11 protein-coding genes are annotated in these 12,653 nt (G+C 26.5%); 7 read left to right on the forward strand and 4 right to left on the reverse strand.

Annotated features, from left to right (window positions below; all coding sequences use genetic code 11):
- Window positions 1–6 precede the first annotated feature (6 nt).
- The 3 genes from NON08_RS13040 to NON08_RS13050 all read left to right on the forward strand — a co-directional run bounded on the left by NON08_RS13040 (window position 7) and on the right by NON08_RS13050 (window position 2,863).
- Window positions 7–765, forward strand: coding sequence for a serine hydrolase (locus tag NON08_RS13040; RefSeq protein WP_256692054.1), 759 nt, complete (start codon window positions 7–9; stop codon window positions 763–765).
- A complete protein-coding gene (locus NON08_RS13045) occupies window positions 743–2,383 on the forward strand; it encodes an N-acyl-D-amino-acid deacylase family protein (RefSeq protein WP_256692055.1) in 1,641 nt (546 codons plus the stop codon). Before NON08_RS13040 ends, NON08_RS13045 begins: the two co-directional genes overlap by 23 nt.
- Before the next feature lie 123 nt (window positions 2,384–2,506).
- Window positions 2,507–2,863 (forward strand): nuclear transport factor 2 family protein, encoded by a 357-nt coding sequence (locus tag NON08_RS13050; protein ID WP_256692056.1) that lies wholly within the window; start codon window positions 2,507–2,509, stop codon window positions 2,861–2,863.
- Between the two features lie 114 nt (window positions 2,864–2,977).
- Here NON08_RS13050 and NON08_RS13055 read toward each other — a convergent pair whose 3' ends face one another.
- Window positions 2,978–3,298 (reverse strand): winged helix-turn-helix transcriptional regulator, encoded by a 321-nt coding sequence (locus NON08_RS13055; protein ID WP_256692057.1) that lies wholly within the window; start codon window positions 3,296–3,298, stop codon window positions 2,978–2,980.
- Window positions 3,299–3,431: 133 nt separating this feature from the next.
- Between NON08_RS13055 and NON08_RS13060 the strand changes: the two genes are divergently transcribed.
- Entirely contained in the window at window positions 3,432–3,935 is a 504-nt protein-coding gene (locus NON08_RS13060; protein WP_256692058.1) for a lactoylglutathione lyase family protein, read from the forward strand.
- Between the two features lie 248 nt (window positions 3,936–4,183).
- Here the strand turns inward: NON08_RS13060 and NON08_RS13065 are convergent, their stop codons facing one another.
- The gene (locus NON08_RS13065) at window positions 4,184–6,805 is read right to left on the reverse strand and encodes a calcium-translocating P-type ATPase, PMCA-type (protein ID WP_256692059.1); all 2,622 of its coding nucleotides are present in this window, start codon (window positions 6,803–6,805) and stop codon (window positions 4,184–4,186) included.
- 192 nt (window positions 6,806–6,997) lie between these two features.
- On the opposite strand from NON08_RS13065, the gene NON08_RS13070 reads away from it, so the two are divergent.
- Window positions 6,998–7,303: a hypothetical protein gene (locus NON08_RS13070; protein WP_256692060.1), complete on the forward strand. Its 306-nt coding sequence runs from the start codon at window positions 6,998–7,000 to the stop codon at window positions 7,301–7,303.
- 595 nt (window positions 7,304–7,898) lie between these two features.
- Here NON08_RS13070 and NON08_RS13075 read toward each other — a convergent pair.
- Entirely contained in the window at window positions 7,899–8,960 is a 1,062-nt protein-coding gene (locus tag NON08_RS13075) for an alanine racemase (RefSeq protein WP_256692061.1), read from the reverse strand.
- A gap of 2 nt (window positions 8,961–8,962) precedes the next feature.
- On the reverse strand, window positions 8,963–9,700 hold the full coding sequence (locus NON08_RS13080; RefSeq protein ID WP_256692062.1) for a transporter substrate-binding domain-containing protein: 738 nt from the start codon (window positions 9,698–9,700) through the stop codon (window positions 8,963–8,965).
- A 464-nt stretch (window positions 9,701–10,164) separates the two neighbouring features.
- Here NON08_RS13080 and NON08_RS13085 point away from each other — a divergent pair, with 464 nt between their 5' ends.
- The gene (locus tag NON08_RS13085; protein ID WP_256692063.1) at window positions 10,165–11,130 is read left to right on the forward strand and encodes a transposase; all 966 of its coding nucleotides are present in this window, start codon (window positions 10,165–10,167) and stop codon (window positions 11,128–11,130) included.
- A 146-nt stretch (window positions 11,131–11,276) separates the two neighbouring features.
- A complete protein-coding gene (locus NON08_RS13090; RefSeq protein ID WP_256692064.1) occupies window positions 11,277–12,626 on the forward strand; it encodes an amidohydrolase family protein in 1,350 nt (449 codons plus the stop codon).
- The last annotated feature ends 27 nt before the right edge of the window (window positions 12,627–12,653 follow it).

The following is a 12,653-nucleotide window of genomic DNA, read 5'->3' on the forward strand; positions in this document are numbered from 1 at the left end:
GGAATCATGAAAAGATTTGATCAACTAAAATCTAATTTACAAAATATAATTAATGAATTTTCAGGAAAAGTAGGCATTATAGTTAAGGTTGATGGAGAAGAGATATTTTCTAAAAATGAAAGTAAAATTTTTCAATCAGCTAGTTTGATAAAGCTTTTTATTTTAGAGGCACTCCTAGAAAAAATATCTCAAGGTGAATTATCTTATAGTGATAAAAAAAGTGTGGATTCAATGGAAAAAGTTCCAGGTTTCGGAGTTTTAAAAGTTTTAGACGACAATTTAAGTGTGACAATAAAAGATTTAGCGACACTTATGATAACTTTAAGTGATAATACAGCTACGAACATGTTGATAGATATTTTAGGAATAAATTACATTCAAAGTTTTATTGAGAAAAAAAGTTACTATGAGACTCAACTTCAAAGAAAAATGTATGACTCTGAAGCTAGAGAGAGGGGATTAGACAATTTTACAAGTGCTAGAGATACCCTAAAAGTTTTAGAAAATCTATATTGTGATGAGACAGCACTTTTTATTCTAAAAAATCAACTGTGTAACTCTAAAATTCCTCTATATTTTTTTAGAAAAGTAGAGATAGCCCATAAAACTGGTGATTTAACAAATATAGAGCATGATGCAGGAAGAATATTTTTCAAAAATAGCTTTGTAGATTTGATTATTTTAGCAGAGGGAGAAAATAAAGAAGCTGTTCTCTTAAATAATAGATTGGGTGAATGTATATATGAAAACTTTAAAAACTGTTGATGAAAAAAAATATGATTTAGTTATAGAAAATGGAACTGTTGTCTTTGGTAGTCTCAAAGAAAAAGAACTTCTAAATATAGGAATAATGGGAGATAAAATTGAGGCTATCTCTAAAGATAAACTGATTGGAAAGAAAATTATTGATGCTAGGAATCTTTATGTGACTCCAGGATTTATAGATATTCATAGTCACTCAGATATTTCTGGATTTATATATGAAAGTTGCCCAAGTAAAGTTTATCAAGGAGTGACATCAGAAATTAATGGAAATTGTGGAATAGGAATCTTTCCGTGGTCAGATGAGAATAGAGAAAATCTTAAAAAGTATATTCAAACTCATTCAGATATAAATTATTATCCACTAGATTTAAGTAAAACTAAATCTTTTTTAGATTTAAAAAAATTTTTAGAAAAGGGAAAACTTGTAACTAATCAAGGATTTCTTGTTGGAGCTGGGTGTATTCGAATAGCTATAATGGGGTTTAAGTCAAGCGAGGCCAATGAAAGTGAAATTGAAAAGATGAAGAGACTTTTGGAAAAACAATTTGAGGAGGGTGCCCTTGGAATATCTTTTGGATTGATATATCAACCAGGAAATTTTATGAGCCAAAGGGAGATTCTAGAACTTTTAAAAGTTGTAAAAAAGTATGATAGAGTTGCATCTTTTCATATGAGAGATGAGGTTAATGAAATTGAAAAATCCATAGAAGAGGTTATTTATTACGGTAGAGAAACTAGAGCAAAGGTCAATGTTTCCCACTTAAAAGTTATGAACAAAAAAAATTGGGGAAAGTCTAGAAAAATTATAGAGATGTTAGAGAAAGCTTCTAAATCTGGAGTATCAATATCTTTTGATCAATATCCTTATGAAGCTACTTGTACAAATCTTTTTGTTCTTATACCTCAAAATATTTTCGATGGAGATATAGAAACTTTTATAAAGGAGATTCCTAATTTCTCTGATAAAGTGATGTCTTTAATAAGAGAAAAGATTGAAAAAAGAGGGGGAAGTAATAATATTTTGGTATCTAATAGTTATTTAAAAGATACTTATTTCAATGGAAAAACAATCTCTGAGATTTCAAAACATCTAAATTTAAGTGAAGAAAAAACTGTTTTATATATACTTGAAAAATCTAAAGGAAAGGCTCAAGCTATATATTTCTCTATGGATTTAAAGGATGTAAAGGAGTTTTTTAAAAGTGATTTGGGAGTTATTGCTAGTGATGGGAACTCTTTACCAATGGAGGATAAATTTAGATTGGGAAATCCTCATCCGAGAAATTTTGGGACATTTCCAAAATATATATGGATGATTAAAGATGAGGTTTCAATAGAAAAAATAATAAATAGAATTACCGAGAGACCAGCTAAACTCTTTAGATTAGAGGGACGTGGAGAGATTAAAAATGGAAACTTTGCAGATATTACCATTTTTGATTTGGATAAAATTAAAGATAGTTCTACTTTTGAAAACTCTTTTCAATTTCCAGTGGGGATAGAATATGTTATTATAAATGGAAAAATAGTTTTAAAAGATAAAAAAATTTGCTCAGAAAATTTTGGATATATTTTAGAAAAAAAAAGTCTAAGTTTGATATTAAAAGAAATTAGATAAGTTTAATTATACTTTCATAAATATATTTAAAGTTATTGGTGTATTTAATATATAAAAATGGGAAATCTAAAATATAGTAAATTAATTAAAATATAATAAAAAAATTATTTTTTAGGAGGTTTTATGACACCGAAACAAATTTTAAACAAGTGGGTAGATGCATTTAATCAAGCTGATGCAGACTCCTTAGCAAATCTTTACGATGATAATGCAATAAATCATCAAGTAGCCAATGAGCCAGTAATCGGAAAAATGGCTATAAAAGAAATGTTTAAAAATGAATTTTCAACTGCAAAAATGGTTTGTATAGTTGAAAATATTTTTGAAGATGGACAATGGGCTATTATGGAATGGAAGGATCCAGTTGGCTTTAGAGGATGTGGATTTTTTCATATAGTTAATAATAAAATTATATTTCAAAGAGGATATTGGGATAAACTCTCTTTTTTAAAACAAAATAATCTACCTATAGATTTTTAAAACTAAAAATAATTTAAAAAAAGATATTTATGATAATAGTAGTTCCAACAGGTAAAAAACAGAGACTGTTAATTATAAAGTTATTTTGAGAGAGGAGTTTATCCTCTCTCTTTATTAATTATTACTTCCCCATTCATGCATAAGTTTTAAAATATCGATAAATTGCATTCCTCTTTCTGTCATAGAATATTCAACTTTAGGTGGAATCTGTGTATATTCAACTCTATTTACTAAACCATCTTCTACAAGTTCTTTTAATTGTTGGGTTAACATTTTGTGGTTTATTCCATTTAATTTGTTCTTTAGTTCTCCGTATCTGTGAGTTCCTTCAATACCTAGATACCATAATATGATAGGCTTCCATTTTCCACCAATAAAAGACAATGTATATTCTATAGAACATTTATATTTTTCTTTTCTCTCTTTACTTATCATCGTCATCTCCTTTACTTACTTTTTAGGTAGTATATTACTAAAAAGTGCATACTTTACTAAATTATTATATTAATATATACTAACACAGTAAATAACGCAAGTTAAAATTTTAAATAATTTAGGAGGAGAAAATATGTATCCAAGAAATTTTTCACACATAGGAATATCAGTACCAAATTTAGAGGAGGCTGTTAAATTTTATAAAGAGGTTATGAACTGGTATGTTATAATGGAACCTACATTAGTTAAGGAAGAAAAAGAAACAGCAATAGGAATGATGTGTATTGATGTTTTTGGAGAAGGGTGGAAAGAATTTAAAATAGCTCACCTTTCAACAGGTGATGGAATAGGAATTGAAATGTTTGAGTTTCCTCAAAATGATAAACCTAAACATGAATTTAATCCATATCCAACAGGAGTATTTCATTTTTCAGTAAAGGACCCCAACATAGAGCAATTAACTGCTAAAATTATAGGAGCAGGTGGAAAGCAAAGAATGCCAATTAGAGAATATTATCCAGGAGAAAAACCATATAAAATGGTTTATTGTGAAGATCCATTTGGAAATATTATAGAAATTTATACTCATTCATATGAGATGCACTATGGGGCTGGAGCTTATCAACACGAATTATAATTTATTAATAAGTAGAAAAGAAAAAGAGTGTTAATAGATATAATACAAGAAAAGTTTGGTCAATTGAATAAAACTTTATATTACTGATAAAAAGTAATTAGTAGCCAAAGTCTTATTTTTTCAGATCTTGGCTACTTTAATTTGCATCGAGATTTCTAAAAAATATTAAATATTATTACAAAGATAAATATAATGATTCAATTCATTAGTTGTCTCTCTTATAACTAAATGAGGTATATTTATTAGTTTTATCTACTTAAAATTCTTCTTAAAAATTTTAAAGATTCAGAAAAAATAACTATTAAAAATGAAAAAGCAAATATAATTAAATATTCATTAAAATCTAAAAAATTTAAAGAAAACAATCGTCTAAGAAACAATCCAATAAATATTTGAATTATTATTGTGACTAGAAAAATTATATTAAGAGTTTTATTATCAAATAAATTATACAATACAGATTTTTTGTTAATACTCTTACAATTGTAAACATTAAGTGTTACAAGAAATGCAAATAAATTAAATGTATAAGTAGGAACCATCTCTTTATTTATATGAAAAACTCTAACAAAAAATGTTATAACTAAAACCATAAATAAGGCATTAGCTAAAATACCTATCCATAAATCTTCAGTCATTATACTTTTGCTTTTATCTCTTGGAGGTTCATACATTATATATTTTCTTGTTTTTTCAAAACTTAAAGATATAGCAAGAGGACCATCCATCATTATATTAATCCAAAGAATTTGTATTGGTTTCAAAGGCGTTCCCCAATCTAAAAGTTCAAATATTAATATTAAAAATAGTGCTGCAACATTTACTGTTTGTTGAAATTGAATAAATTTTTGGAAATTTTCATAAATACCTCTTCCAGATTCGATTGCTTTTACAATAGTTGCAAAAGAGTCATTCAATAATACAATATCTGCTGTTTCCTTAGAAACTTCTGTTCCAGCAATTCCCATAGCAATTCCAACTTCAGCTCGCTTTAAAGAAGGTGCATCATTTATTCCATCTCCTGTAACAGCAACAGACTTTCCACTTTCCATTAAGGCATTTACAACTCTTAATTTAGTTAAAGGATTACTTCTTCCAATAACAGCAATATTTTTTAGCTTCCCATTTAGTTCATATTCGCTCATTTGATCAATTTCTTTAGCCTCGAGTATTAATGAGTTTTCTTTAATAAGACCTAATTCATTGGCCACTGTTGTTGCGGTAAACATACTGTCTCCTGTTAATATTTTAATATCTATATTAGCTTTTTGACAAATATCAATAGCTTCAAAAACTTCTTTTCTAATTGGATCAGATATAGATACAAATCCATCATAAGTAAAATTTTTTAAGAGGTTACTTTCATTTGTTCTCCAATCTTCATTTTTTATAAAAATTTTATGAGAAAAAGCTAATACTCTTCTACCTAAATTTTGTTCTTTAATAATTAATTTCATTTGAGTATTTTTTTCTTCAGAAGAAAGGTTAGATACTTCAAATACTTTCTCAGGTGCTCCTTTAAAAAGAAGCAAATAGTTTTCTTTTTCTAAACTATTTGTAATTACAGTTCCCATACTCTTTTTACTAGAACTAAAAGGATACTGATATATAACTTTATTTTCTTTAAAATTTAATTCTTTAAAATTTTCTCTGTAATAATTTAAAAGTGCTACTTCTGTTGGATTTCCTACAAACTCTTTTTGTGTATCAAAGTTTCCTTTTAATAAACTACTATTATTAAAGTATATATTTTTAAAAATTAAATCTCTATTTAAACTCATTATATTTACAACACTCATTTTATTTTCTGTTAATGTTCCTGTTTTATCAGAACAAATCACATCTATTGCTCCAATAGATTCACAAACAGCAAGTTTTTTGACAAGAGCATTATCTTTTGAAAGTCTCATTACACCAAGAGCTAATGTTGCAGCTATCATTGTTGGTAATCCTTCAGGTATTGTTGATACAATAAGAACAATACAAATTGTAATAGCTTGAGCAATATTAGATAATGTGAGATTGTTATCTATGTGGTAATTAAAAATCTTTAAACAAAATACAATAATAGAAATTCCAATTCCTACAATAGCAATTTTCTTTCCTAAACTTCCAAGCTCCTTTTGAAGAGGTGTTAATATATTATATTCAACTTGTACAGATTGAGAAATTTTCCCAATTTCCGTATCATCTCCTATGGCCGTAACTATAATTTTAGCTGATCCACCTATTACAAAAGTTCCAGAATACACCATATTTAATCTTTCACCTAAAGAAAAGTCCTCTCCTTCTAATGGTTCTTGTATTTTTCTTGCTGCAACACTTTCTCCAGTAAGCATAGATTCATCAATAGATAGATCAAAGCACTCGATTATTCTACCATCAGCAGGAACTTTATCTCCAGTATTTATAAAAATAATATCTCCTGGAAAAATATCTTCAGTAGAGATTATAGATATAATATTATTTCTTAATACTTTTATAGTTCCAGTATCTCCAATTTTTTTTAAAGCTGAAAAGGCATCTTGAGATTTTTTTTCCATAAATACAGTTACAGTTGTCGCCAATATAACAGAAAAAATTATTCCAATAGTTTGGCCCCAGTCAGGTTCTTGATGTTCTACAATAGAAATAATATTTATTAAAATAGTTAAAAAAATAGCAACGATAAGAACTTTTACCATAGGTTCTGAAAGAGCAACTATAACTCTAGTTAAAAATGATTTTTCTGGAATTTTACTCAGTACATTTTTTTTATTAGATTCTAACCATTTATCAACTTGTTCTTTAGATAAACCAGTTTCTTTACTTTCTAAAATATTATAAATTGTCTTAATTTCATTTTTATAGAAAATATTTTTTTCCTTCATAAAAATCACCTCCTATAATGTATTCATATTTACCGTTTTTTAAAACTAATCCTTTTGTATAAAAAATTTTATCAAAATAAATTTGAATAATTATCTTAAATCTATATATTTTCATATAGCAAAAGTTTTCTATTATTTCTTTGATTTTAGTGATATAATATAGGCTATAAATATTTATTTAAAGGAGTTTATATGAATAAGAAAATTTATATATTTTTTATGGTTACAGCTATTTTTAGTAGTTCACAAGCTAAAGATTTGGATTCTTTACTTGAGAATTATAGTGATGCTATTTCTGAAAAAATCGAAGACAAAGTTAAATCTATAAATGAAAATTTAACTGATGAAATTGATAAATTTGGAAGAAAGTTCATTATTCCTATAGATAATGATGACAAAGAAAATAGATACAAAAAAGATGATGACGATGATAAAAGTAATAGGTATAATAAAAAATATTATGATAAAGATGATGACGACGACGATAATGATGATTAGTAAAAAAGATTCTCTAATATTTACCATCTTTCAAAAGAGAAGTATTTAAATTAATAAGCTAGTAGAGTTCGTTATACTAGCATTAAGGTCTAACATGACCACATTCATATTTATAGACTCTATCTCCTAAAGAAAGTGAGTCTTTTGGTAGCAGCTTTAATTTTATAATTTTTTTAAAGGGTTGAAATTAAGAGAGTCAGTTTGTTTCTACAATTTAAAAACCTATAACATAAATATATGAAAAAATACTGTTTTAACTTATTTATATTATTCTTTATTTTATATCTATATCTCGTATTATATAAATTTAATTCTCGGTATTTTTATATTAATTTTAGATATATGGATTTATCTTAATAAAAACAATAAAGTAGATCTCGTATTATTGACATAATACGAGATCTACTAAAATTAAATAAAAATTTATCTCTATAAAAACTCATCTATATTTTAAATTTAATATTTATAGCATTTATATGATTAACTTCATTTTAAACACATAATTACAGGCTATAAAAAATAAAAATTATTTAAAAATAATTTTATGCTACAATATCACAACTTGTAATATTCATTCTATTAATCTAATTGAATTTTATTTTAAAACTCTTTCAATTCTTTCATTTATTAAAGGTAAAATTTCACATATATGCATCCCAGTATTATTTCTAATTAAATTCACATTTGGATATAAAATAACCTCATCTCCTTCACAAATAGAATTATCACCAGCTATAAAAGTATTATCCATTGTCACAGATAATATTTTATAGGGCTTTTTATTTATTATACACATACTATTTTCATTACACTTTAAAAAACCATCTCCATAGCCAATCTTTATTTTTACAATATTTTTATAATCTTCACTACTCAAGTTATCTTTTGAAGTATATGCTAAGTACTTAGAATCTTTAATATCTCTTATTCCAGCTACTTTTCCCTTTAATTGAAAAACTTGTTTCAGTCCTTCATGAAAAAATCCTTCTTCTTGCAATCCATAAATGAATATTCCACTTCTCATATGAGTCATAAAATCTTGAGCTCCATAAAATAAAATTCCAACGCTATTTTGAATATGTATCATTTGAAATTTTTCTTTTCCTAAAAAAAATACAACTTCATTAAATTTATCTATCAGTTCCTTTCCTTCATTGAAATCAGTAGCATAAAGATGAGAGTAAATTCCATTAAATTCTAGATTTTTATCTACTATATAAGATTTTAATTTTAAAATATCTAGTAGTTCTATTCCATTTCTTCCAAATCCAAAATCTATTTTTAGCTGAATTTGTTTTGAAGAAATACCATTATTTACTAAATTTTTAAGCTCTCTAAAGCTGTTAGCAGTTACAATTATAGAATCATAATCTTTTATATACGAAAAAGAACTTTCGTCTATAGTTTCAAAAACTAAAACTTTACACTTCTTTAGCTCCTCATTTTTTAAAATTTTTAGAGCTTCATTCAATCGAGCAACACTAAACTCTTTATAACCATTTTTATATAAAGCTTTAGCAATAAGCTCTATTCCATGCCCATAAGCATTTGCCTTAATAACAGGAAGGACACTTTTTTTATATTTTTCTTTAAGATAATTAATATTATTTACAAGATTTTTTTCTGAAATTTCCATATAAAATGACTTTATTTCCATAATTATATACCATACTTTTCTTTTAAACTTTGAATAGTTCCATCATCTAACATCTTTTTTAATTCTGTATCAATTTTATTTTTTAGCTCTTCATCACTTTTATTAAAAGCCATTGCTTTGCTTTCTCCAGAAGCAACTCCGATGCTTTCTATCTCGGGATTGTTCTCTATATACTTTTGAGCAACAGTTTCATCTAATAACATAGCATCTATTTTATTAGCTTTTAATGCTAATAAAGCTGATGTGTGTCCAGTAAAAGGAATCACTTGTGCACCTGGGACTTGTCTTGCAATTCCCTCTTCAGTTGTACCTAATTCTACACCAAATTTTTTATTTTGCAGTTCTTTTGGATTTTTTAAGTTATTATTTTTTAAAACTATATAACAAATATTCGGAGCTATATATGGTGTTGAAAAGTTAATAAAGTTTTTTCTTTCTTCAGTTACAGTCATTCCAGCTATAATCATATCCACCTTTTTTGTCTGTAAAGCTGATATAAGTCCATCAAAATTCATATTAGACCATTTATAATTAAATCCTACTCTTTTAGAAAGCTCCTCAATAATGTCAGCATCAAACCCAACAACCTTATTATTTTCTAAATATTCATAAGGTGGATATTCAGCGTTTGTTCCAATCACATAAGTCTTTTCATTAACCTCTGTTTTTTTCTCATCTTTTGTACACCCCAAAAATACTACAAATAATAAAACTACCATTGATATAATAATCTTTTTCATCTCTTCCCTCCATAAAAAATTTTATAAAAAAAATACCTGCCTTAAAAGACAGGTATTAATCACAAAAAATATAACTAAAAACTATTTAATCAATAAAAAATTAATTAAATTTTAATTATAAAATAAAGCAATTGAGCCTACTATCTCTAAGGATTACAAATTTATTAAGTTGTTTTGTATTCCTTAAATTCCTTAGCATTCTCTTCCTCCTTTTATAATTTTGTCAGATTATAACATCTAAAGTTTTATAAGTCAATAAAATATGTTATGCAAATAATATATTACAATAACATATTTTATATATTGTACAAAGATTTTTTTTATCAAAATGCCCTGAGAAAACCTCTTCTTCTATTAGGGGGAGGATAAATCTAGGCAATCTTTTTAGTTTTTTAGATTAAAATATTTAGAAATTATGGTACAATACAATAATAATAAAATTTAAAAAATGGAGGTGAAAAACTATGAAGACGTATAACTTAGCTTTTAAATATAGGGTATATCCTAATGAAGTTCAAGCCAATATAATTAATGCAACTTTTGGTTGTACTAGACTTGTATATAATAGATTCTTAGCTCAGAGAAAAGAATTGTATGAGACAGAAAAAAAATCTGTAACTTACAATACTCAAGCTAAAGAGCTCCCACTACTTAAACTTGAATTACCATTCTTGAAAGAGGTTGATTCAATAGCGTTACAACAAGCGCTTAAAAATTTAGAAACTGCGTATAAGAATTTCTTTCAAAACCGTACAGCATTTCCTAAATTTAAATCTAAAAAATCAACTAGAAAATCGTATAATACAGTATCTACAAGTAATAATATCAGAAAGGATATTAAAGAAGTTCCAAGCGATAACAATATTGTTGGGCTTGATTTTTCTATGTCAGAATTATTTGTTAGCTCTGAAAACCAAAGAGCTGACTATCCTAGATTTTTTAGAAAGTTAGAAACTAAATTAGCTAAAGCTCAAAGAGAGCTATCTCGTAAAGTTAAATTCTCAAGTAATTGGAATAAGACTAAATTAAAAGTTGCTAAAATCCACCAAACAATCAAAAACAGTAGAAAAGATTTTTTACACAAATTATCAAATGAACTTGTGACTAAATATAACGCGATAATACTTGAAGACCTTAATATGAAAGGTATGAGTGGAGCATTAAATTTTGGTAAATCTGTCGCTGATAATGGTTGGAGAATGTTTACGACTATGCTTCAATACAAATCAATATTTTTAGGTAAACAAGTAATTAAAATTGACAAGTGGTTTCCATCGTCAAAAACTTGTTCATTTTGTGGTACTATAAAAGCTGAGTTGGCACTATATTCAAGAGTTTACAAATGTGATGAATATAACTCAGAGATAGATAAAGACCTAAACGCAAGTATAAATATTCGTGAGGTTGGTAGAGAGCTACTAGCCTATTAAAATATATATCACAGGGTAGGAACTACCCGTAGAGCGTGATTAATATATCTGACATGAGTCAGATACTTTCCACGAAGCCCCGCCCTCTATTAGGGCGGTGGTAGTTCACATATACTTGTTGAAATAAATTTAAAAGGAGAACAACTATGAAAATAGCAATAAATAATGGACACTTAATTGATCCTAAAAATAATATATCTGAAAAATTAAATATCAGTATTGAAAATGGTAAAATAGTTGAGCTTTCTAAAAATATTTTAACTGGAGATAAAGTAATTGATGCAAACAATTTATATGTAACTCCTGGATTTATTGACATGCATATGCATGAAGATAAAATACTAGATGGAAAGATTAAAATAAATATTTTTGAAAAACTTTTAAAAATGGGGGTAACTTCTGCTATAGGAGGAAATTGTGGAATTGGTATTGAAAATATTAGTGAATATTTAAATTTAGTTGATCTTGGATTTCCTATAAACTACGGAACACTTTTACCTCATGAAATTTTAAGAAAATACATTGATATTCATGATAGATATGCGAATCTAGAGAATAAAAATATAGAAAAAATGTATCACTTTGGAAAAAATCTTATAAAAGAAAATGGTCTTTTAGGGATAAGCTTTGGTATTGAATATATTCCAGGAATAGATTTTAATGAATTAATAACATTAGCTAGACTTGGAAAAAATAGAATTGTTTCTGCTCACTTGAGAGAGGATGGAGAAAATGTTTTAAAGTCTTTAAATGAATTTTTAGAAATTGGAAAATTTTCAGATACCCATTTACAAATTTCTCACATAGGAAGTATGGCTGGATATGGACAAATGGATAAATTTTTAACTGAAATTGAAAATAAAAAAGAACATGATATCAAAATAATGTATGATTGTTATCCATATAAGGCTTTTAGCACACTAATAGGTTCGGCTGTTTTTGATAATAATTATATTGAAAATCATAATTTTGTTTATGAACAACTACAAATTGCCAGCGGTCCATTAAAAGGTAATTTATGCACAAAAAAGATTTTTGAACAATTAAGAAAAGCTTCTCCTGAGACTCTTGTTATTGGACATATGATGATTGAAAAAGATATTGATACTGCTATTTTAAATAAAAATACTGTTATTGTCAGTGATGGAATTTTAACTGAATCAGGTGAAGGACACCCTAGAGCAGCTGGGACTTTTCCAAAGTTTCTAAAAGAGTATGTAAAAGATAAAAAATTACTATCTATAGAAGAAGCTATTGAAAAAATAACATTTTCTCCAGCTAAAATACTTGGAATAAATAAAGGTTCTTTAGAAATCGGAGCTGACGCCGATATTACAATTTTTTCTTTAGACGAAATTGAAGATCAAGCAACTTTTGAAAATACAACTTTACCTCCAAAAGGGATAAAATATGTTATTATCAATGGTAAACTTGCTTTAATTGATAATGATGTTGTAAATTTTAACTCTGGAAAATCTATACGAAAATTTTTATAAAAAAATATAAAAAAGAGGAAAATTAAT

The organism is Cetobacterium sp. NK01, assembly GCF_024506395.1.
In the GTDB taxonomy this organism is placed as follows: Bacteria; Fusobacteriota; Fusobacteriia; order Fusobacteriales; family Fusobacteriaceae; genus Cetobacterium_A; species Cetobacterium_A somerae_A.

Coding starts and splice junctions, on each gene's coding strand:
- NON08_RS13040 (WP_256692054.1), top strand. CDS start 7: ATGAAAAGATTTGATCAACTAAAATCTAATTTACAAAATATAATTAAT.
- NON08_RS13045 (WP_256692055.1), top strand. CDS start 743: ATGAAAACTTTAAAAACTGTTGATGAAAAAAAATATGATTTAGTTATA.
- NON08_RS13050 (WP_256692056.1), top strand. CDS start 2,507: ATGACACCGAAACAAATTTTAAACAAGTGGGTAGATGCATTTAATCAA.
- NON08_RS13055 (WP_256692057.1), bottom strand. CDS start 3,298: ATGATAAGTAAAGAGAGAAAAGAAAAATATAAATGTTCTATAGAATAT.
- NON08_RS13060 (WP_256692058.1), top strand. CDS start 3,432: ATGTATCCAAGAAATTTTTCACACATAGGAATATCAGTACCAAATTTA.
- NON08_RS13065 (WP_256692059.1), bottom strand. CDS start 6,805: ATGAAGGAAAAAAATATTTTCTATAAAAATGAAATTAAGACAATTTAT.
- NON08_RS13070 (WP_256692060.1), top strand. CDS start 6,998: ATGAATAAGAAAATTTATATATTTTTTATGGTTACAGCTATTTTTAGT.
- NON08_RS13075 (WP_256692061.1), bottom strand. CDS start 8,960: ATGGAAATAAAGTCATTTTATATGGAAATTTCAGAAAAAAATCTTGTA.
- NON08_RS13080 (WP_256692062.1), bottom strand. CDS start 9,700: ATGAAAAAGATTATTATATCAATGGTAGTTTTATTATTTGTAGTATTT.
- NON08_RS13085 (WP_256692063.1), top strand. CDS start 10,165: ATGAAGACGTATAACTTAGCTTTTAAATATAGGGTATATCCTAATGAA.
- NON08_RS13090 (WP_256692064.1), top strand. CDS start 11,277: ATGAAAATAGCAATAAATAATGGACACTTAATTGATCCTAAAAATAAT.